Origin of the sequence: Faecalimonas umbilicata (assembly GCF_004346095.1) — a bacterium.
GTDB classification, from domain to species: domain Bacteria; phylum Bacillota; class Clostridia; order Lachnospirales; family Lachnospiraceae; genus Faecalimonas; species Faecalimonas umbilicata.
The window spans coordinates 53,414-74,244 of record NZ_SLZV01000016.1; the positions used below are offsets into that span (position 1 = coordinate 53,414).

The 20,831-nt window shown below is 40.9% G+C and carries 20 protein-coding genes; 18 read left to right on the forward strand and 2 right to left on the reverse strand.

Annotation, left to right across the window (positions count from 1 at the left end; translation table 11 throughout):
* The first annotated feature begins 5 nt into the window (after positions 1-5).
* Complete coding sequence (truA, locus tag EDD74_RS08620) at positions 6-755, forward strand: tRNA pseudouridine(38-40) synthase TruA (RefSeq protein WP_116441629.1); 750 nt, start codon at positions 6-8, stop codon at positions 753-755.
* A gap of 261 nt (positions 756-1,016) precedes the next feature.
* Positions 1,017-3,209 (forward strand): DNA topoisomerase III, encoded by a 2,193-nt coding sequence (locus tag EDD74_RS08625; protein ID WP_116442478.1) that lies wholly within the window; start codon positions 1,017-1,019, stop codon positions 3,207-3,209.
* 99 nt (positions 3,210-3,308) lie between these two features.
* On the opposite strand, the gene EDD74_RS08630 is transcribed toward EDD74_RS08625, so the two are convergent.
* On the reverse strand, positions 3,309-3,953 hold the full coding sequence (locus EDD74_RS08630; protein ID WP_008976625.1) for an SGNH/GDSL hydrolase family protein: 645 nt from the start codon (positions 3,951-3,953) through the stop codon (positions 3,309-3,311).
* A gap of 222 nt (positions 3,954-4,175) precedes the next feature.
* Here EDD74_RS08630 and EDD74_RS08635 point away from each other — a divergent pair, with 222 nt between their 5' ends.
* The 16 genes from EDD74_RS08635 to EDD74_RS08710 all read left to right on the forward strand — a co-directional run bounded on the left by EDD74_RS08635 (position 4,176) and on the right by EDD74_RS08710 (position 19,951).
* Positions 4,176-5,525, forward strand: coding sequence for an ABC transporter substrate-binding protein (locus EDD74_RS08635; RefSeq protein ID WP_116441630.1), 1,350 nt, complete (start codon positions 4,176-4,178; stop codon positions 5,523-5,525).
* Positions 5,526-5,629: 104 nt separating this feature from the next.
* Positions 5,630-6,520, forward strand: coding sequence for a carbohydrate ABC transporter permease (locus EDD74_RS08640; protein ID WP_116441631.1), 891 nt, complete (start codon positions 5,630-5,632; stop codon positions 6,518-6,520).
* Positions 6,521-6,534: 14 nt separating this feature from the next.
* On the forward strand, positions 6,535-7,362 hold the full coding sequence (locus EDD74_RS08645) for a carbohydrate ABC transporter permease (protein ID WP_008976622.1): 828 nt from the start codon (positions 6,535-6,537) through the stop codon (positions 7,360-7,362).
* A gap of 12 nt (positions 7,363-7,374) precedes the next feature.
* Complete coding sequence (locus tag EDD74_RS08650) at positions 7,375-7,824, forward strand: NanQ anomerase/TabA/YiaL family protein (protein WP_008976621.1); 450 nt, start codon at positions 7,375-7,377, stop codon at positions 7,822-7,824.
* A 28-nt stretch (positions 7,825-7,852) separates the two neighbouring features.
* Positions 7,853-8,704, forward strand: a complete 852-nt coding sequence (locus tag EDD74_RS08655; RefSeq protein WP_008976620.1) for a MurR/RpiR family transcriptional regulator — start codon at positions 7,853-7,855, stop codon at positions 8,702-8,704.
* A 67-nt stretch (positions 8,705-8,771) separates the two neighbouring features.
* The gene (locus EDD74_RS08660; RefSeq protein ID WP_008976619.1) at positions 8,772-9,461 is read left to right on the forward strand and encodes an N-acetylmannosamine-6-phosphate 2-epimerase; all 690 of its coding nucleotides are present in this window, start codon (positions 8,772-8,774) and stop codon (positions 9,459-9,461) included.
* Positions 9,462-9,482: 21 nt separating this feature from the next.
* Positions 9,483-10,400, forward strand: a complete 918-nt coding sequence (locus tag EDD74_RS08665) for a dihydrodipicolinate synthase family protein (protein WP_008976618.1) — start codon at positions 9,483-9,485, stop codon at positions 10,398-10,400.
* A 134-nt stretch (positions 10,401-10,534) separates the two neighbouring features.
* On the forward strand, positions 10,535-11,422 hold the full coding sequence (locus EDD74_RS08670) for an ROK family protein (RefSeq protein WP_116441632.1): 888 nt from the start codon (positions 10,535-10,537) through the stop codon (positions 11,420-11,422).
* 107 nt (positions 11,423-11,529) lie between these two features.
* Positions 11,530-12,654 (forward strand): N-acetylglucosamine-6-phosphate deacetylase, encoded by a 1,125-nt coding sequence (gene nagA, locus EDD74_RS08675; protein ID WP_008976616.1) that lies wholly within the window; start codon positions 11,530-11,532, stop codon positions 12,652-12,654.
* 208 nt (positions 12,655-12,862) lie between these two features.
* Complete coding sequence (locus EDD74_RS08680; RefSeq protein WP_116442479.1) at positions 12,863-13,237, forward strand: hypothetical protein; 375 nt, start codon at positions 12,863-12,865, stop codon at positions 13,235-13,237.
* Positions 13,237-13,647: a YbaN family protein gene (locus EDD74_RS08685; RefSeq protein ID WP_008976609.1), complete on the forward strand. Its 411-nt coding sequence runs from the start codon at positions 13,237-13,239 to the stop codon at positions 13,645-13,647. The genes EDD74_RS08680 and EDD74_RS08685 overlap by 1 nt, the downstream gene beginning before the upstream one ends.
* Complete coding sequence (locus tag EDD74_RS08690) at positions 13,622-15,388, forward strand: ABC transporter ATP-binding protein/permease (RefSeq protein WP_116441633.1); 1,767 nt, start codon at positions 13,622-13,624, stop codon at positions 15,386-15,388. The genes EDD74_RS08685 and EDD74_RS08690 overlap by 26 nt, the downstream gene beginning before the upstream one ends.
* Positions 15,388-17,061: an amino acid ABC transporter ATP-binding/permease protein gene (locus EDD74_RS08695; RefSeq protein WP_116441634.1), complete on the forward strand. Its 1,674-nt coding sequence runs from the start codon at positions 15,388-15,390 to the stop codon at positions 17,059-17,061. The genes EDD74_RS08690 and EDD74_RS08695 overlap by 1 nt, the downstream gene beginning before the upstream one ends.
* A gap of 183 nt (positions 17,062-17,244) precedes the next feature.
* A complete protein-coding gene (locus EDD74_RS08700; protein ID WP_008976606.1) occupies positions 17,245-17,724 on the forward strand; it encodes a nucleoside deaminase in 480 nt (159 codons plus the stop codon).
* 21 nt (positions 17,725-17,745) lie between these two features.
* A complete protein-coding gene (locus EDD74_RS08705; protein WP_008976605.1) occupies positions 17,746-19,041 on the forward strand; it encodes a uracil-xanthine permease family protein in 1,296 nt (431 codons plus the stop codon).
* Between the two features lie 142 nt (positions 19,042-19,183).
* A complete protein-coding gene (locus tag EDD74_RS08710; RefSeq protein ID WP_116441635.1) occupies positions 19,184-19,951 on the forward strand; it encodes a GntR family transcriptional regulator in 768 nt (255 codons plus the stop codon).
* Between the two features lie 92 nt (positions 19,952-20,043).
* Here the strand turns inward: EDD74_RS08710 and EDD74_RS08715 are convergent, their stop codons facing one another.
* Positions 20,044-20,694: a phosphatase PAP2 family protein gene (locus EDD74_RS08715; RefSeq protein WP_116441636.1), complete on the reverse strand. Its 651-nt coding sequence runs from the start codon at positions 20,692-20,694 to the stop codon at positions 20,044-20,046.
* Positions 20,695-20,831 lie beyond the last annotated feature (137 nt).

Sequence of the window (20,831 nt, forward strand, 5' to 3'; positions counted from 1 at the left end):
GAGTTATGCAGAAAAAGAGAATCAAACTGACGATCGCGTATGACGGGACAAATTACTGTGGATGGCAGGTACAGCCAAATGGAATCACAGTGGAGGAAGTGATCAATAAGGCACTTTGTAAACTGACTGGGGAAGATATTGCAGTGATCGGCGCTAGCCGCACAGATTCCGGGGTACATGCCCTTGGAAATGTGGCAGTGTTTGACAGTGCGACAAGCATCCCGCCGGAGCGGATCGCGATGGCATTAAATCAGAGACTTCCAGATGATATTGTGATTGTAAAATCTGAGGAAGTAGCCCCGGATTTCCATCCACGGTATTGCGATTGTGAGAAAACATACGAATACCATATTATCAATACGCGGATGCCAATTCCGACCAAGAGACTGACAAACTATTTTGTTTCCTACGATCTTGACGTAGAAAGGATGCAGCAGGCGGCAGATTATCTTGTCGGAGAGCATGACTTTGTCAGTTTCTGTAATGTGCGGACACAAGTGGAAGATACCGTGCGGACGGTGACCGAGCTGGAAGTCTTGAGAGAAGGGGAGGAGATTACGATCCGGATCAGCGGAAACGGATTCCTCTATAACATGGTTCGGATTATCGTGGGAACACTGGTTCGCGTAGGAAGAGGATTTTATACCCCTGAGAAAGTGAAAGAAATTTTGGAGGCAAAAGACAGAAAGGCTGCAGGCGTGACTGCTCCGGCACATGGTCTGATGCTGGTGGAGATCCGTTATCCGAAGAAATAGAATAGTGAAAAGAAGGAAGCTAAAGAAATGTATTTTGAGGTTGTGAAATTTTGAAAAATCAGAAAGAAACACCCTATGAAATCATAACTCTTTAGCTTTTTTTATTGAGAAAAGTCAACTTTGTGTCTCGGATTGCAGTAGGGGGCAGAGAAAGAAGCAAGAATTCCGTTTGATGATTTAAAAGAAATACGTTAGAATAGAGGGGGTTCAGTTAAAAAGTTCAAAAATATGATGGATAAAAATAAAGATAAGGAGCAAAAAATGAAAGCATTAGTAATCGCGGAGAAACCTTCCGTTGCGAGAGATATTGCGCGTGTATTAAAGTGTACAAAAAATATTTCTGGTGCGATAGAGGGAGAGAAGTATGTAGTGACATGGGCGCTCGGTCATCTTGTGACGCTGGCAGATCCGGAGGAATACAGCAAAGAGTATAAAGAGTGGAAGATGGAAGTCCTTCCAATGATGCCAAAGCCGATGAAGCTGGTTGTGATCCAGAAGACGACGAAACAATACCGTGCGGTAAAGGAGCAGATGTTTCGGAAAGATATCGGGGAGATTGTCATTGCAACAGATGCAGGAAGAGAAGGGGAGCTTGTGGCGAGATGGATTCTTGAGAAAGCGGGATGCAAAAAGCCGATCAAGCGCCTTTGGATTTCTTCTGTGACAGATAAGGCAATCCGGGAGGGATTTGCAAAGCTTTGTGACGGCAGAAAATACAATGATCTTTATGCAGCAGCGGTATCCCGCGCAGAGGCAGATTGGCTTGTCGGGATCAATGCGACACGGGCGCTGACCTGCAAATATAATGCACAGCTTTCTTGTGGGCGTGTGCAGACTCCGACATTGGCAATGATCGCAAAAAGAGAAGAAGAAATCCGCGCATTTCGCCCGCAGGAATATTATGGTCTTCAGGTGCAGGCGGGAAAGATTCAGTGGACATGGCAGAATCAAAAGTCGGGAGGTTTCCGGTCGTTTTCAAAAGAGCGGATAGAAACTATCAGCAGTTTTGTTTCCAATGAGAAACTCTCTGTGAAAAAGGTGGAGAAAGCAGCGAAAAAGAAATATGCGCCGGGGCTTTATGATTTGACGGAACTGCAGCGAGATGCCAACCAAAAATTTGGATTTTCTGCAAAGGAAACGTTAAATATCATGCAGCGACTCTATGAGAATCACAAAGTGCTGACGTATCCTCGGACGGATTCCAGATACATTGGCACGGATATCGTAGATACGATCAAGGACAGACTGCGCGCAATTAGTGTTGGACCATATAAGAAGCTGGCAGGAAGTCTTGTGATGAAGCCGCTTCGCACGAACAAGTCGTTTGTAGATGATAAAAAAGTAAGTGACCACCATGCGATCATTCCGACAGAACAGTATGTCCAGCTGGAACATATGACAAGTGAGGAGAGAAAGATTTACGATCTTGTTGTGAGAAGGTTTTTAAGTGTGCTCTACCCTCCGTTTGAGTATGAGCAGACCACACTGCGTGCGGTGGTTTCAGGTGAACATGCAGGAAAAAACAGTGAGGAACATTTCGTTGCAAAAGGAAAGATCGTAAAGGAAGCAGGATGGAAAACCGTCTATGACTATGAGGAAGAAGAGGCGGAGGAAGGACTGAAAGAACAGTCTCTTCCAACGATAGAAGCCGGTGACAGATTGCCGGTGGAGCGGGCGGCTGTGACAAGAGGAAAGACAAAACCGCCGGCACATTTTACCGAGGCGACGCTGCTGTCTGCGATGGAAAATCCGGTCAGATATATGGAGAGCAGAGATCAAAAAGCTGCCAGAACACTAGGGGAGACCGGAGGGCTTGGAACGGTTGCCACGCGAGCGGATATTATTGATAAATTATTTTCTTCATTTTTGATGGAACTAAAAGGAAAGGAAATCCATATTACGTCCAAAGGCAAGCAGCTTCTGGAGCTTGTACCGGAAGACTTAAAGAAGCCTGAGCTGACAGCAGATTGGGAAGGAAAGTTGTCAGCGATTGCAAAGGGGAGCCTAAAGAAAGAAAAATTTCTTGAGGAGATCAGGAGCTATACGGAGGAGTTGATTGATGAGATTAAAAAGGGAGACGGAAAATTCCGCCATGACAATGTGACAAATAAGAAGTGTCCGGAGTGTGGGAAACCGATGCTTGCGGTCAAAGGGAAAAATGCAAGAATGCTTGTATGCCAGGACAGAGCCTGTGGACACAAAGAAGTGATCGCCCGCATTTCCAATGCGAGATGCCCAAATTGTCACAAGAAGATGGAAATTATCAAAAAAGGTGATGAAGAGCAGTTTGTATGCGCGTGCGGACATAAGGAAAAGATGTCTGCATTCAAGGCACGGAGAGCCAAAGAGGGTGCAGGGGTAAGCAAGAAGGATGTTCAGCGGTATCTGAAGCAGCAGAAAGATGAGCCGGTCAATACAGCGTTTGCAGATGCATTTGCGAAGCTGAAATTGTAAAAAAATAGAAAAGGAAAACAGCTTATGGAAAGCGGGGATAGGAATCGCTTTCCGTAAGCTGTTTTTGACTCTGAAGAAAAGAAGTGTGTGAAATATCCGTCAATCTAATAATTCAGGAATTTTCTTTGCTAATGTAGAAGCGAGCAGTTGGTGGCTTGCTTTGTCTAAATGCATGTGGTCTTTGGGATGCATGCGGATACCGGTAATTTGCCCTGCATCGAGGAAATGGCAACCATATCGATGACAGATATCTTCGTAAAGAGGTGCTAATGCGCGAGACTTTGTATCACAGTCTTCCCCCATTTCGCCACCGACAAACGTGAATCGGTATTCTGGTTCAATCGGAGCAGGAGCAATGATGAGAATATTAGGCTGATCTCGCCATGCTTCGGTTGTGTTGAATGCTTTTTTTAAAAGTCGCTCCATTCCCTTTGCAATATTCTGAGGAGTGGCATGAAAGCGACTTTTTACATCATTTGTACCGAGCATGATAATCAGAAGATCTAGTGGCTCGTGTGTCATCATTGCTTGAAAAATGGACGTAAATCCATTCAATCCTTCAAACAGTGGATCATCAAAACAGATGGTACGACCGCTCAGTCCTTCCTCAAGGACACGGTAATCTGTACCTAGCATCTCATCTAACAAGCAGGTCCAGCGTTCTTCTTCTGAGAAACGCCCATCTGTTTGGCTGTTGTATCCGTGAGTGTTCGAATCCCCAAAGCATAAAATAGTTTTTTTCATTTGATAAACTCCTTTCGTGGTAAAGTTAGCAACATCTTTATTGAAAAAAAGAAATATATTCAAATTGTATAATTTACAAATGTTATAATATCATTGTTGGTGCAAAATGGCAATAAAAAGAAAAAATTTTTACTTACCAAAAAAATATTGAAAAAAATTTCCGATTATGTTACTATGAATTTAGTAAAAAAACACAGTATATTTTCTTTGGGAGGAAAAGCGATGATGAAGAAGAAAGTATTAGCAGGTCTTTTGGCATGTACAATGGTATTTTCTATGGCAGCATGCGGTGGTGGAGACAAAAAGCAGGAGAGCAGTGCAAACAAAGAGGCGAAGACAGAAGAGTCTAAGGATTCTTCAGGAAAGACAGAAATCACTTGGTGGGCATTTCCGACATTTACCCAGGAGAATGCGAGTGATTCTGCAGGTACATGGGAGCAAAAAGTCATTGATGCATTTGAGGAGAAAAATCCGGATATTTCTGTGAATTTAGAGATGATTGATTTTACATCAGGACCAGAGAAGATTATAGCGGCGATTGAAGGGGGAACAATCTGCGATGTATTATTTGATGCACCAGGTCGTATTGTCGAATATGGTAAAAATGGGAAGCTAGTAGAATTAAATGATATGTTTACAGATGAATTTGTAAAAGATGTAAATAATGAAACATTACTTCAGTCATGCAAGGCAGGAGATACTGCTTACATGTATCCAATCAGTTCTGCACCATTTTATATGGCATTCAACAAGGAGATGGTAAAGGATGCAGGTGTAGAGGATCTGATCAAAGAAGGATGGACAACAGATGATTTTACAACTGTATTAAAAGCATTAAAGGAAAAAGGATATAATCCAGGATCTGTTTTCTGTAGTGGACAAGGAGGAGATCAGGGAACAAGAGCTTTTGTTGCAAACTTATATGACAGTGCAATTACCGATGATGATGTAACAAAATATACAATTAATGATGAAGGCGGTGTAAAAGCGCTTGAATACATTAAGAAAGCAGTCGATGATGGGTTGTTAATGAATGGTTCAGCATACAATGGAGGAGATGACATTCAAAATTTTGCAAATGGACAGACATCTTTCACATTGCTGTGGTCTCCGGCACAGCCAGATACACAGGCGAAATTGTTAGAGTCCAGTGGCGTAGAGTATCTTGAAGTGCCATTCCCGTCAGAAGATGGAGTGCCGGAACTTGAATATCTTGTAAATGGTTTCTGCGTATTTGATAACGGAGAGGAAGCAAGAGTAGAAGCTTCTAAGAAATTTATTCAGTTTATATGTGATGATGAAGAATGGGGACCGAAGAATGTTGTAAGAACAGGATCATTCCCAGTTCGGGAATCATTTGGAGATTTATATAACAACGAAAGAATGGCAGAGTTAGCTACATGGACGAAGTTTTACTCACCATACTATAACACAATTGATGGATTTGCAGAGATGAGAGCTTTATGGTTCCCGATGCTTCAAGGTGTTATGAATGGAGATCAAGAGCCGAAGGCAGCGGCAGATGAATTTGTAGAGAAAGCAGATGCTTCTATTGCAAATGCAGGAAAATAAAGCGAAATAGAAAAAGAGTAGTATGGAAGATTCTCCTTGTGCAGAGGCTGCGCGGGGAGAATCTTCTCTAAAGAGAAGTTTCAATTTCAATCATGGAGGGGAACATGAAAAAAGTAAATAAACTTAGAATGAGAGAGAGCATTGTTTCGTATTGTTTTCTCGCACCAGCGCTAGTCTTTTTTTTACTGTTCGTGCTGGTACCGATGATTATGGGAGCAGTCACCAGTTTCTTCAATTATACGATGACAGATTTTTCGTTTGTCGGTATTGACAATTATATCAAGATGTTCGGAGATAAGGTGTTTCAGAAATCTCTCATTAATACAATTATAATAGTAATCGGATCCGTTCCGATCGTTGTAGGATTTTCATTATTTGTGGCATCTCAGACTTATGAGAGAAGTGCGTTTACAAGATCATTTTTCCGTTGGGTATTTTTCCTTCCGGTAGTGACAGGAACAGTAGCAGTTACTGTTGTATGGAAATGGATTTACGATCCATTGTCAGGTATTATGAATTACATATTGAAGACTGGGCATGTGATTGATCAGAATATTATGTGGCTGGGAGATAAGAGATATGCGTTGATGGCGATCATAATCATTCTGTTGACAACAGCGGTAGGACAGCCGATTATTTTATATATTGCATCCATGGGAAATATAGATAAATCTCTTGTGGAGGCAGCTGAGGTAGATGGAGCGAATAAATTTCAGGTGTTTTGGAAGATTAAATGGCCGAGTTTATTGCCAACTACACTTTATATTGTTGTGATAACGACAATTAACTCATTTCAGTGTTTCTCTTTGATTCAGCTTCTGACGTCGGGGGGACCGAATTATTCGACAACGACGATCATGTATTACTTATATGAGCAGGCATTTAAACAGAGTAATTATGGATATGCGAACACAATGGGAGTGTTCCTTGCGCTACTGATCGGTTTGATTAGTTTTGCACAGTTTAAATTACTGGGCAATGATGTAGAGTATTAGGAGGGAAGAATGAGATGAAAAAGAAAATAACACCTTTCAGCATTTTTTCAATTACAAGTTTAGGAATATTGACAGTAATCTTTGTTTTCCCATTCTATTGGATTATGACAGGAGCTTTTAAAAGTCAGGGCGATGCAATTAAGATTCCACCACAATGGTGGCCGGAAGCTCCGACACTGGAGAATTTTGAAAAACTTTTGATTCAGAATCCGGCGGGACAATGGTTGCTAAACAGTATTTTGATAGCAGGGTTGACAACGTTGGCAGTTTGTCTAACTTCTTCTCTTGCAGGATATGTACTTGCAAAGAAACGATTTTATGGACAGAAAATGTTATTTAGTATTTTTATTATGGCTATGGCACTTCCAAAGCAGGTTATTATTGTTCCTCTTGTGCGGATGATTAGTTTCCTGAATATGCATGATTCGATGATGGCTGTTATTTTACCTCTAATTGGATGGCCGTTTGGTGTGTTTTTGATGAAGCAGTTTAGTGAAAATGTACCGAAAGAACTTTTAGAGTCAGCAAAAATTGACGGATGTAATGAACTTCGTACATTTTCTAATATTGTACTGCCAATCGTAAAGCCAGGAGTTGCTTCTCTTGCAATTTTTACATTTATCAATACCTGGAACGACTATTTTATGCAGTTGGTTATGCTTTCTTCGAGAGATAATCTGACAATTTCCCTGGGAGTTGCCACGTTGCAAGCGGAGTTGTCCACAAATTACGGTTTGATCATGGCTGGTGCAGCACTGGCTGCAGTTCCAATTGTTACAGTATTCCTTGTATTTCAAAAGTCATTTACACAAGGAATCACAATGGGTGCGGTAAAAGGTTAGAAAGGAATCGATATGATCTATGATGAATTAAAGAATATCAGTAAGTATCGTGGGATTTCTGCGAATCTAGATACAGCTATTGCTTTTTTGGAAGAGAGCATATTAAGCGAATTGCCGATGGGTAAGACTGTAATTGATGGAGAAAAGGTGTTTATCAACGTCATGGAAGCAGATGCGAAAGAGCGGGAAGAAATTGCATTTGAGATTCATAAACGCTATATGGATATTCAGATTGACATAGAGGGAACGGAGGCTATTGAGATTGGAGAGTATCTGCCGGGCGTGAAGGAGCAATATGACGAAAGAACAGACTTTGGAACAGTAGATTGTAGTAATGCTTTCTATTGTATTATGGGAGAAGGACGTTTTATAATATGTATGACTGATGAACCGCACAGGCCAGGAATCCGGGCGGTTACAGATTCGTATTTAAAAAAGTGTGTTGTAAAAGTTCTGATATAACACCATATGGAAATAGAGGGAGTTTGAAATGAAAAGTACTGACATCGTATTACAGATACAGGCATCATATAATCAGTTTACAAAAGCTGAGAAGAAAGTTGCATCGTATGTAATTGAGAATAAGAAGAAAGTGTTGTACATGTCTATTACCGATCTGGCAGATGCATGTCAGGTGGGGGAGACAAGCGTATACCGCTTTTGTAGGACAATTAACTTGCAGGGTTATCAAGAATTTAAGATGAAATTATCCATCAGCCTTGCAGCGGAAGGCAGTATTCACAAGAGAAAAGAAGAAGATGGAGATCAAGGGCTGGACAATTTTGCGGAACAGATTATGAAACTTCATACACAGGCAATCCATGAATCGTATTGTCTGTTAGATACCAGTCAGTTTCAAAAGATTCTTCAGATGATGAACGATGCAAAGCGAATTTTCTTTTTTGGGATTGGAGATAGCCTTTTGACTGCGGAGGAAGCGAGAAATAAGTTCATTCGGATTACAAATAAGGTTGTGTGCATCTCAGACCCTCATATTCAGGCAATGGCAGCAGCGGTTGCCTCAGAGGAGGATTTATTTGTGATTATTTCTTATTCGGGTGCAACGAAAGACAATATTCATGTAGCAAAAGAGGCCAAACAGGCAGGTGCAAAAGTGGCAAGTATTACTCATTTTAAAAAGTCTCCATTGACAGCACATTCAGATGCATACTTGCTGTGTGGATCCGAAGAAGCGCCTCTGGATGGAGGGTCTATGTCTGCAAAGATGGGGCAGCTGTATCTGATCGATCTTTTGTATCAGGAGTATTATCGAAAGAATTATGAGGAATGTAAGGCGAATAATCAAAAGACGTCCAACTCAGTTGTAGAAAAGTTGTATTAGTGACGTAAGGAAACTATATGTTGTGTCGGTACTAGAGAAATCACAGCAAAAGAAAGGGCAGAGAGATATGAATAAGAAAGTAGAGTGTATTAAAGGGAAATTAATTGTTTCCTGCCAGGCACTTCCGCATGAGCCGCTTCACTCCTCCTTTATCATGGGGAGAATGGCAGTGGCTGCGAAAGAGGGAGGCGCTTGTGGAATCCGGGCAAATACGAAAGAGGATATTGCTGAGATTCAGTCGCAGGTAGATTTGCCTATTATCGGAATTGTAAAAAGGGATTATGAAGATTCAAAAGTATATATCACACCAACAATGAAAGAGATTGAAGAATTGATGGAAGTGCAGCCGGAGATCATTGCATTAGATGCTACTGACGCATTGCGTCCAGGCAGAAAGACTTTGCAGGAATTTTTTACAGAAGTCAGGGAACGATATCCCGATCAGCTTTTCATGGCAGATTGTTCTACTGTTGAGGAGGCGGTTTTTGCGGATGAATTAGGATTTGATTTTATCGGGACAACGATGGTTGGTTATACGGATCAAAGTAGGGGAGAGAAGATTGAGAAAGATGATTTTGCAATTATTCGTGAGATTTTATCAAGAGTAAAACACCCAGTGATTGCAGAAGGGAATATCAATACACCAGAAAAAGTAAAAAGAGTGATTGAACTTGGCTGTTATAGTGTTGTTGTTGGTTCTAGCATTACAAGACCACAATTAATTACAAAGTCATTTGCAGATGCATTAGAAAATTAGTACGCAGAAAGGAAGAGAAAAATGAGAGATTTATCAAAGTATCAAGGCATTATTCCAGCATTTTATGCATGCTATGATGAAAATGGAGAAATTAGTCCGGAAAGAGTTCGGTCTCTTACAGAATTTTATATTAAAAAAGGTGTAAAAGGTGTTTATGTAAATGGTTCTTCTGGAGAATGCATCTATCAGAGTGTAGAAGATCGTAAGATTGTTCTTGAAAATGTAATGGCAGCTGCAGAGGGAAAGCTGACAGTAATTGCACATGTTGCATGTAATAATACAAAAGATAGTGTAGAGCTTGCAAAGCATGCAGAGAATCTGGGAGTTGATGCAATTGCGGCGATTCCTCCAATTTACTTCAGGCTTCCAGAATATGCGATTGCAGAGTACTGGAATGCAATGAGTGCAGCAGCACCAAATACAGACTTTATCATTTATAATATTCCTCAATTGGCAGGGGTATCACTTACGATGAGTTTATTTGAGGAGATGAGAAAGAACAAGAGAGTCATTGGAGTTAAAAATTCTTCCATGCCGGTACAGGATATACAAATGTTTAAAGATGCAGGAGGAGAAGACTACATTATTTTTAATGGACCAGATGAACAGTTTGTGAGTGGAAGAGTCATCGGTGCAGAAGGTGGAATTGGAGGAACTTATGGAGTAATGCCGGAGTTATTCTTAAAGATGGATGAACTGCTCCGTGCAGGCAAAATAGATAAGGCGAGAGAAGTGCAATATGCAGTGAACAGAATCATTTATAAAATGTGTTCCTGCCATGGAAATATGTATGCAGTTATCAAAGAGATTCTCCGCATCAACGAAAAAATTGACCTTGGAAGTGTCAGATTACCGTTGGCACCTCTGTCAGAGAATGATCAGCCAATCGTTGAGGAAGCAGCACAAATGGTAAGGGAAGCAATAGCTAAATACTGCTAGCAATATTTTACAAAGATAACAGCAAGTCAGAAGCAAATGGGACAAAGGAAAGTTTGGGAAATTGCTCTTGGCTTGCTTTTTTAAAATTAGCTTAGAAGTGGAATATTTCAATAAAACGTGTGAGGAATGTAAAGATGAAAAAATATGTCAGTATTGATATTGGTGGAACTGCTATTAAATATGGAGTAATCAATTCCGAAGGGCAAATTGTGGAAAAGGAGCAGATGCCGACAGAGGCTTGGAGAGGGGGGCCGGAAATTTTAAATAAAGTAATTGGGATTGTGGAAACGTATAAGAAAATCTATACTGTATCGGGCATTTGTATTTCAACAGCAGGAATGGTAGATGTAGAAAAGGGAGAGATATTTTATGCAGCACCATTAATTCCTAATTATGCGGGAACGAAGTTTAAGCAAGTGTTAGAAGAAAAGTTTCAAATTCCATGTGAAGTGGAAAACGATGTGAATTGTGCAGGGTTGGCAGAGAGTGTATCCGGTGTGGCAAAACAAAGTAAAGTTACATTGTGTTTGACAGTTGGAACAGGGATTGGCGGTTGCATTATCATTCAGGGAAAGATATTTCGTGGATACAGCAACAGTGCATGTGAAGTAGGCTATATGAATATGGGGGATAGTGATTTTCAGACACTTGGAGCTGCAAGTGTTTTAACGAAGAAAGTAGCAGAGAGAAAGAAAGAACCGCAAGAGAGATGGAATGGTTATCGAATATTTGAGCACGCAAAAAAAGGAGATGCAGTCTGCTGCCAGGCAATTGATGAAATGGTAGATATCTTAGGGAAAGGAATTGCGAATATTTGTTATGTATTGAATCCTGAGATAATTGTGCTGGGAGGCGGAATCATGGCTCAGCAGGAATTTTTGAAAGAAAAGATTGAGCAGTCGGTGAAAAGATATCTTGTACCGAGTATTGCAGAAAATACAAAGATTGCTTTTGCAAAACATAAGAATGATGCAGGAATGCTAGGAGCATTTTATCATTTTACAGAAAGGCACTCAATGTAGTATAATAATAAGCAGTTCAGAAAATTGAATGATAAAAGAAGGAGGCGCAGGGAAACCGACGCGCAAAGGTGTGAGTTGATGGCGCGCCGTACTCTGCAAGAAGGACAATGCAGATTAAAAATGTAAAAGTATTCACAGAAGAAAAACAGTTTCAACAAGGAGAGATTGCGATCGCAGATGGAGTTTTTGCAAAAGAGGCAGACGGAGAAGTGATCGATGGAGAAGGTTGTTATGCGATTCCGGGAATGGTCGATGTTCATTTTCATGGCTGTGTAGGGTATGATTTCTGCGATGGGACAGAGGAGGCAATTGCCGAGATTGCTAAATATGAAGCAGCTCAGGGAGTGACTACGATCGTTCCGGCAACAATGACACTTCCGGAGGATACACTGATGGAGATTTCTAAGATTGCTGGAAATTATAAGGCAACGGAAGGAGCTGACCTTGCAGGAATCAATATGGAGGGGCCGTTTATCAGCCCTGGAAAGAAAGGGGCACAGGCATCCACACATATTGTAAAACCGGATATTGCGATGTTTCGCAGACTGCAGGAAGCTGCAAATGGACTGTATCGTTTGGTAGATATTGCGCCGGAAGTAGATGGGGCAATGGAATTTATTGCAGAATTAAAAGACGAAGTCAATATTTCTTTTGCACATACACTTGCAGATTATGATATTGCGAAGAAAGGATACGATCTGGGAGCAAATCATGCTACACATCTGTACAATGCAATGCCTCCATTTTCACATCGAGCACCAGGAGTGATCGGGGCGGCACATGACAGTGCACATTGTATGGTAGAATTAATTACAGATGGAGTACATATCCATCCATCGGTTGTGCGTACTACTTTCGATATGTTTGGAGATGACAGAGTTGTTTTGATCAGTGATAGTATGAGAGCGACTGGGATGCCAGATGGAGAGTATACACTTGGAGGACAGGCAGTACAGGTGAGAGGAAATCGAGCTACATTGGTAGAAGGAGGTGCGTTGGCAGGATCCGTGACAAATCTGGCAGACTGTATGCGCGTGGCAGTGAAAGAGATGCAGATACCGCTTGAAAGTGCAGTGGCAGCAGCAACGATGAATCCTGCAAAGAGTGTGGGACTTTATGATAAGTATGGTTCAATCACAGAAGGAAAAGCTGGAAATGTTGTGCTGCTTCGGGAAGATTTATCACTTAAGGCAGTAATCCAAAATGGAAGAGTGATTCGTTGGGAAGAATAAGTTTGGTAGGAAAGAAGTAATTATTTATAAAAGAAAAAAGAGAAGACAACAGGAAATCCGAGAGGAGAACCTGTTGTCTTCTCTTTTTTTTGTACAAATGATAATAAATATCAAAATCATATTGAAAATGAGAAAAACATATGGTAATATAAACGATATTGAAAATTATATTCAAAATTGTTTTTGGGTTATAGAAAAGGAGCTTATTATGTTAAATATATTGCTTTCAGTAACAGCCACAGTATTATTTGTACTGCTCTGTGTTATTTATCCGCTTGGAATTCTTAGATTTTTAGAAAAATCCAAGGAAAAGCAAAGAAAGAGTGTGGATTGTTTTTTGCGGAAAATACATAAAAAAATGGGAGTATGGATAATCGTAGTCTCGCTGCTTCACGGAATTGTAGAAATCAAAGCCGGAAATTTGGATGGAATGTTCAGTGGAAAAATCTGTTTTCTACTTCTGATCTTATTATGGTTGAGTTATGGATTGAAACGGGTTCTTAAGGAAAAATGGATGATCGTGCATCGGATACTTGCAGTGCTCACAGTGATTGCAGTCATCGTTCATGTAGGAGGTATGTGATGAAATTTATTTATTTGACAATCGGATTTTTTGCATTTGTGCTTGGTTGTGCAGGAATCGTGCTTCCGGTACTCCCAACGACACCGTTTCTGCTTTTGGCGGCAGTGTGTTTTACCCGGGGAAGCAGACGGGTAGATCAGTGGTTCAGACAGACAAAGGTATATAAGAATCATTTGGAAGGATTTGTGAAGAACCGGGAGATGGAAGGAAAGACAAAAGTGGTGATACTGACATTTGCATCAATCTTTCTTCTGATTGCATTTTTTATGATGGAAAATGTATATGGGCGAACCTTCATTTTGTGTCTGATACTATTGAAATATTACTATTTTACATGCCGGATCAAGACGGTAAAGAAAAGAGAAAAGAAAGGGATGATATACCATGATGATCAACAAGCGATTAATTAAAGAGATGGGGGAGACAAAGCAGTATATCGGAATGCAGGTACTGCTTCAATGGGCAGCGCTCCTTTGCAATATTTGTCTCATATTTTACATTTCCAATGTTCTTTGGCAAGTGGTAAAAGGAAATACAGGAAATATTTCCTTGATTTTGAGCATAGGAGTATTTGTCGGCGTCATTGCAGCGCGTCGTCTGTTTTTGAGGCTGGAGGCAGCGTATTCCCATCGTTCCAGCGAGTATGTAAAGAAGAAACTGCGTCACCGGATTTATGAACATCTTTTGAAAGTTGGCGAGAAGTATGAGAAAACATTTTCTACTTCTGAAATTCTTCAGGTGGCAGCTGAGGGCGTGGAACAGCTCGAAATATATTTCGGGAAATATCTTCCGCAGTTATTTTACAGTCTGCTGGCTCCGATCACGCTTTTTATTCTTGTTTCCTTTATGAGTGTAAAAGTTGCATTGATCCTATTTTTATGTGTACCGCTCATCCCGGCTTCCATCATTGCCATACAGAAATTTGCAAAAAAATTACTGGCAAAATATTGGGGCAGTTATGTGCAGTTGGGAGATCATTTTCTTGACAATATTCAGGGACTGACCACATTGAAGGTTTATCAAAGTGATGGCTATAAAAATGAAGAGATGAACAAAGATGCAGAACATTTCCGGAAAATTACAATGAAGGTTTTGACGATGCAGCTAAACTCAGTGACTTTGATGGATTTGATCGCTTATGGGGGAAGTGCGCTTGGAGTTATTTTTTCCTGTATGGAACTGCGGGCGGGAAACTTGAATATGATGCAGGCGTTGGCAATCATTTTGCTTGCGGCAGAATTTTTCATTCCACTACGGCTGCTCGGTTCATTTTTCCACATTGCGATGAATGGAATGGCGGCAAGCGATAAGATGTTTCGGCTGCTGGATATGGAAGCAGAGGAAGTGGATATGGACGATAAGCAGGAGAGAGAGAAGGCTGGAGAAAAAAATGACGGTGTGCCGTATGCAGTTTCGGCAAGGCAGGTTACATTTGCCTATGAGGAAGAACAGCCGATTTTGAAAGAGGTGACAGTGGACATCCCTTCTCGTTCGCTCGTGTCAGTTGTCGGTGCATCTGGTTGTGGAAAGAGTACACTGGCATCACTGTTTATGGGGTATCAGACTGCGCAGAGTGGAAAGGTGCTGATCTGTGGAAAGGATATTCGGACGATCCCGGTAAAGGAGCGCATGAAACAGATGACGCTTGTATCTTTCCAAAATTATCTGTTTAAGGGGAGTGTTAGAGAAAATCTGTTGATGGGAGATCCATCTGCAACAGAGGAAAAGCTTCTTGCGGTACTTAAAAAAGTTAATCTGTATGAGTTTTTCCAAACGCAGAACGGATTGGATACAATGCTCGATGAGCAGGCAGCAAATTTGTCTGGTGGACAGAAACAGAGACTTTGTATCGCGAGAGCGCTTCTTCATGACAGTGCACTCTATATTTTTGATGAGGCGACAAGTAATATTGATGTAGAGAGTGAAGAAATTATTTTGAAGTTGATTAGAAATCTTGCGCAGGAGAAGACGGTAATTCAGATCACACACCGCCTTGCCAATGTGGCAGACAGTGACCAGATTTATATGATGGAAAAAGGCTGTGTGATCGAGAAAGGAACGCAGGAAGAACTTCTTGAAAAACAAGGCGCATATGCAGATATGTATGAACTGCAGAAAGCGTTAGAGCAATATCGGGAGGAGGCAATATAATGAAGAGGAGAAGTGGAATCAAAATCGTCATGCAGTTGATCGGGCTTGTAAAACCGATGTGGCTGATTATGACAGGGGCAGTCATTCTTGGAGTGATTGGGTATCTCTGTGCAACATTTATTACGATCCTGGGAGGATACGGTCTTCTCGGAGTGCTGGGAGTCCAGACAAAAATGTCCTTACATACCGTTTTTATCGTTGTGGCAGCGCTTGCGGTTCTTCGAGGAGCGCTCCGCTATGGGGAACAGGCGGGTAACCATTACATTGCATTTCGTCTCCTGGCTCTGATTCGAGATAAAGTATTTCAGAAACTTCGTAAACTGGCTCCGGCGAAACTGGAAGGAAAAGACAAGGGAAACCTGATTGCAATACTGACAAGTGATATTGAACTTTTGGAAGTATTTTATGCACATACAATTTCGCCGGTCTGTATTGCTGTGTTGACTTGTGCGGTGATGATTGCCTTTTTTGCCAGCTATCATCCGGCACTTGCGCTAATTGCCTTGGCAGGATATGTGACCGTCGGAGTTATTCTTCCGATGATCACAAGTAAGATGGGAAAAGAGGATGGAAATCGCTATCGCAATCAGTTCGGGGAGATCAACACTTATTTTCTTGACAGTATCCGAGGTCTTCGAGAGGTCATTCAATACGATTGTGGAGAAGAGCGATTGGCAAATATAGATCAGCAAAGTGAAGCGCTGACAAAACTGCAGGGCAGATTAAAGAACTGCGAAGGCAAAGCAAGAGCAAACTGCGATTGTGCGATTCTCGCTTTCTCGTTTCTGATGTTAATGACTTCTGTATATCTCTTCCAGAAAGGGATGTTAAATACAGAGGGGGTTGTGATCAGTACGATTTCGATGCTTGGCTCTTTCGGACCGGTGACAGCACTCAGCAATCTCGCAAATAACCTGCTTCACACATTTGCGAGTGGTAACCGGGTATTGGAACTGCTAGAAGAAGAGCCGCTGATCCAGGAGGTAGAAGAAAAAGGAGCAGAACCTTCTTTTGATGGCTTCCACATAAAGGATCTTACGTTCTCTTACAAACAGGGTGAGGAGGAAGAACAGATCCTGTCGGATGTCTCTCTGGAAATTCCAAAGAACGGGATACTTGGAATCGTAGGAAAGAGTGGTTCTGGAAAATCAACTTTGATCAAATTGCTGATGAGATTCTGGGATGCAGAGAAAGGAGAGATAAGCATTTCCGGCAAGCCGATCAAAGAGTGGAGTACAAACGGTCTTCGCGCACTGGAGAGCTACGTGATTCAGGATACATATTTATTTGAAGATACCATTGAAAATAATGTAAAGTTGGCACGGCTTGGAAGTACTCATGAGCAAGTAGTGGAAGCATGTAAGAAGGCAAATATCCATGAATGGATCGAAAGCCTTCCAAATGGTTATGACACAGTGATCGGAGAAGGAAATCATCAGCTTTCCGGCGGAGAGCGGCAGAGAATTGGAATTGCAAGAGCATTTCTGCATAATAGTGAGGTTATTCTTCTTGATGAACCAACAAGTAACCTAGACAGCTTAAATGAAGCAGAGATTTTAAAAGTGCTTAAAGAACAACAGAAAGATAAGACCATTATTCTCGTATCCCACAGACAGTCTACAATGAAAATTGCAGATCGTGTTATCCGGATGAAAGAAGGACGCGCTTCTTAAAAGAAGGGGAAAATTCATAAAAGAGTCATTGACGCAATAGGAACGTGTTATAGATTGGAAGATTCAGTAGAAATTATCAATCTATAACACGTTTTTCTTTACTTTTTTCATTTTCTATGATAGAATCCAAATATAAAAGGTAATACCTATTACATATTATGTATTGTGTTAAGGAGGAGAAAAATGTATCAGAGTCATGAATATTATTTAAGAAGAGCGATTGAAATTTCGAAAGAAGCAAGAGGGGCAGGAAATACTCCATTTGGTGCTCTTCTTGTAAATAAAGACGGAGAGATCATTATGGAACAGGGAAATATTGAAATTACAGAGAAAATCTGTACAGGACATGCAGAGGCAACACTGGCAGCAAGAGCATCCCATGAATATTCAAAAGAGTATCTTTGGGATTGTACACTGTACACAACTGCGGAACCTTGTGCAATGTGCGCAGGTGCGATTTACTGGGCAAATATCGGAAGAGTTGTATATGGAATGACAGAGAGACGCCTGCTGCAGCTGACAGGAAGCCATGAGCAGAATCCGACATTTGATCTTCCATGCCGCGATGTATTTGCGAGAGGGCAGAAGGCTATTCAGGTGATTGGGCCGATCGAAGAAGTGGAAGTAGAAGCAGCAAAAGTACACGAAGGATTCTGGGATTAGGATTCGGACAGGAGAGTTGAGATGAAGCAGGATGTCTTTAATGAGAGGATAGGCTGGAAGAAAACATTGATCATTGGATTTCAGCATGTATTGACGATGTGCCCGGGAACAATAGCGGTTCCATTGATTCTTGCCGGTGCACTTGGAATGAGTGCAGAAGAGACAGCATTCCTTGTAGCAGCAAACTTCTTTACAAGTGGAATTGCTATATTGATTCAGGTACTTGGATGTGGAACGTGGATTGGCTCGAAGTACCCCATCATTCTTGGCTCTTCGTTTGCACCATTGAGTCCGATGATCATCATTGGGCAGAAATATGGGATGCAGACTTTATTTGGTTCCATCATAGCATCGGGAATTGCGATTTTTATCTTATCGTTCTTTATGGACAAAATATTGAAATTATTCCCACCGGTAGTTGTCGGTACATTCGTAACATTGATCGGAATCAGCCTTGCGCCGACAGCAATCCGTGATCTTGCCGGAGGAGAAGGAGCGGAAGAATTTGGATCAATTCCCAATCTGCTTCTTGGTATGATGGTTCTTTTGATTATTATTCTAATTGAAAAATATGCAAAAGGAATTTGGAAAAGTATGTCGCTGCTTCTTGGAATTATCGCGGGAACTGTGACAGGGTGTTTTTTACACATGGTTGATTTTACACCGATTCTTGAAGCGAAGGTTTTTCAGCCGGTACGACCATTTTATTTTGGCATGCCAGCATTTAAGACAGGACCAATCCTAATCATGACAATCTTCTGTATTATTAATATGATTCAGTGTATTGGAGTTTTTTCAGTTGTAGATGAGGTTACGGGAGTACAAACAGATAATAAGATCAAAGAAAGAGGTATACGAGGTCAGGCATTTTCCCAGATAGTTACAGGTGCATTCAATTCGGTTCCATCTACGATGTTCAACGAGAATGTGAGTCTGATTGATCTGACAAAGGTGAAGAGCCGTTCGGTGATCGTGGCTGCGGGGATTATGGTGATCATTGCCGGAATTTTTCCGAAGATCTCTGCTGTGATTACGGCAGTTCCGAAATGCGTGTTGGGAGGAGCCACACTTGCTTTGTTCGGTGTAATCACTTCATCCGGAATATCGATCTTATCCAAATTGGATTTTGGTGCAAATAACAATTTTAAAATTATCGGAACAAGTATTGCGATTGGAGTAGGGGCAACTTTTGCACCGGAGATTTTTACAGAACTTCCGGAAACATTTTCTATGGTGATGAGTAATGGACTTTTTATGGTAAGTATCAGTGCTATCATTTTGAATCTACTCTTAAATGGGAAAAAAGCATTGTCCTAAGGCATTTGTTTAAAATATAACACATTGGGGAAAAGAAAAGACAAGGTTCTGTTCAATCAGCGCTTGAGAAGCATCTTTTCTCTTGACAAAGAAAGTTTCCTCCACTATCATTTTTTTAGAGAATGAAGTGGAGGAAACTTTTTTGGGTACGCATAAATTAAATACAATGTCTTTGTCAGAACAGGCGAAGAAAGAAGTGCTAAAATATATTGATGAAATGGATTTAAAAAAAGAGAATAAGCTACCGAGAGAGGAGCGGTTAGCGGAAATGATCGGGGTCAGCAGGATTACGATCCGTCAGGCTTTGAACGCACTTGCATCAGAGGGAATTATTTTCCGCAGGCAGGGGAAGGGGACTTTTGTCAATGTGGATTCTTTGAATATTAAAGTGACATTTAGTCCATGCATGGAATTGACTCAAATGATTCAAAATAGTGGGTATGAGCCATCTGTACGTCTTCTGAATATCAGCAGGGTAAAAAGGGAAGAGGAAATCTGTGAATTGTTGCAGATGAAAGATGATGAGCAACTTGTTGTGGCAGAGAAGTTATTTTTAGCAGATCAGCAGATCTGTGCATTTTGTCGGGATTATTTTGGAATGAACTTAATAGGAGGGGAAGAAGCGTTTGAGCATTTTTCCAAGTATGAAGATTCAATTTATAAGTATATTTATAATCTGTCCGGAGAGAAAGTAGAGTGGGATAAAGTCGAGATAGATACAATCGCACCGTCTGACATCAGCGGGCTGAAAGAGTATGTAACTGCAAAGGAAATGGGAGATAAACCGTATTTATATTTGAAGACGTTAAATTATAGTACAAATGATAAGCCGCTTGTATATGCAAATGAATATTTTAATACCTCTATGATTAAGTTTAATCTGATCCGCCAAAAAAAGATACAATATTAAAAGAAGTGTCGCAGAATGTGTATTGCGACACTTTTTTGATGATCTGTAAAGCAAGAATATAAGAAAAATTAAAAAGGCTGCGCGGACAGAGATCATACGGTCTGTTCCGCTACTTTTGCAACTTTACTGGGTTCCCTCATATATACGAGAACATACATCACAGCGCCCATCGCACAGGCGAGAAGTACATCGATAACAGAGTGCTGTTTTAAGAACATTGTTGATAAAATGATCAGTACGGTCAATGCGAGAGAGCCGTAGTGGATCAGCGTGTTCTCCCGGAGCTTTTGATTGTGGGAGATGGCGATGTAGGCACCAAGGGAATTGTACACATGAATACTCGGCAGAATATTCGTCGGCGTGTCTGTAGCATAGAGGGTACGAACCATATCTACAAATAGATTCTCTCTGGCAAAGGTATCCGGTCTTAATAACTGACCATTTGGATATAGCGTGGATACAATCAAAAAGATCGTCATTCCTGTGAAAAGGAAGAGACAGAGTCTGTAAAATTCGTTCGTATTACAGAAGAAAAAGTATCCGATCGTCACAGCGATAAAAGCGAACCAGAGCATATATGGAACTATAAAGTATTCAATAAAAGGAATCTTATCATCCAACGGGGTGTGGATAACATGAAATTTTGTAGTCACATGCTGTTCTAAGTAAAAAAACCATGGCAGATAGATCAGTCCATAGAGAAATACCCACGCATGCTTATATTTTTTCAAAAATGTTTTCATAAATTAAATCCTTTCGTTTGCCATAGGCGGAAACCCACTACTTTCAGGTGGTGGGAGGAGCCTTGTGAATCTTTAGCCATTAACCCTGACTCTCAATATACTTTTGTATAGTCGCTGACGATACTTCTCCAATACTG

Bases quoted from the DNA above. Each gene is read 5' to 3' on its own strand.
- EDD74_RS08670 (WP_116441632.1), top strand. From the start codon at position 10,535: ATGAAAAAATATGTCAGTATTGATATTGGTGGAACTGCTATTAAATAT.
- EDD74_RS08665 (WP_008976618.1), top strand. From the start codon at position 9,483: ATGAGAGATTTATCAAAGTATCAAGGCATTATTCCAGCATTTTATGCA.
- EDD74_RS08655 (WP_008976620.1), top strand. From the start codon at position 7,853: ATGAAAAGTACTGACATCGTATTACAGATACAGGCATCATATAATCAG.
- EDD74_RS08660 (WP_008976619.1), top strand. From the start codon at position 8,772: ATGAATAAGAAAGTAGAGTGTATTAAAGGGAAATTAATTGTTTCCTGC.
- nagA (WP_008976616.1), top strand. From the start codon at position 11,530: ATGCAGATTAAAAATGTAAAAGTATTCACAGAAGAAAAACAGTTTCAA.
- truA (WP_116441629.1), top strand. From the start codon at position 6: ATGCAGAAAAAGAGAATCAAACTGACGATCGCGTATGACGGGACAAAT.
- EDD74_RS08625 (WP_116442478.1), top strand. From the start codon at position 1,017: ATGAAAGCATTAGTAATCGCGGAGAAACCTTCCGTTGCGAGAGATATT.
- EDD74_RS08705 (WP_008976605.1), top strand. From the start codon at position 17,746: ATGAAGCAGGATGTCTTTAATGAGAGGATAGGCTGGAAGAAAACATTG.
- EDD74_RS08635 (WP_116441630.1), top strand. From the start codon at position 4,176: ATGATGAAGAAGAAAGTATTAGCAGGTCTTTTGGCATGTACAATGGTA.
- EDD74_RS08645 (WP_008976622.1), top strand. From the start codon at position 6,535: ATGAAAAAGAAAATAACACCTTTCAGCATTTTTTCAATTACAAGTTTA.
- EDD74_RS08650 (WP_008976621.1), top strand. From the start codon at position 7,375: ATGATCTATGATGAATTAAAGAATATCAGTAAGTATCGTGGGATTTCT.
- EDD74_RS08690 (WP_116441633.1), top strand. From the start codon at position 13,622: ATGATGATCAACAAGCGATTAATTAAAGAGATGGGGGAGACAAAGCAG.
- EDD74_RS08630 (WP_008976625.1), bottom strand. From the start codon at position 3,953: ATGAAAAAAACTATTTTATGCTTTGGGGATTCGAACACTCACGGATAC.
- EDD74_RS08700 (WP_008976606.1), top strand. From the start codon at position 17,245: ATGTATCAGAGTCATGAATATTATTTAAGAAGAGCGATTGAAATTTCG.
- EDD74_RS08680 (WP_116442479.1), top strand. From the start codon at position 12,863: ATGTTAAATATATTGCTTTCAGTAACAGCCACAGTATTATTTGTACTG.
- EDD74_RS08695 (WP_116441634.1), top strand. From the start codon at position 15,388: ATGAAGAGGAGAAGTGGAATCAAAATCGTCATGCAGTTGATCGGGCTT.
- EDD74_RS08640 (WP_116441631.1), top strand. From the start codon at position 5,630: ATGAAAAAAGTAAATAAACTTAGAATGAGAGAGAGCATTGTTTCGTAT.
- EDD74_RS08685 (WP_008976609.1), top strand. From the start codon at position 13,237: ATGAAATTTATTTATTTGACAATCGGATTTTTTGCATTTGTGCTTGGT.
- EDD74_RS08715 (WP_116441636.1), bottom strand. From the start codon at position 20,694: ATGAAAACATTTTTGAAAAAATATAAGCATGCGTGGGTATTTCTCTAT.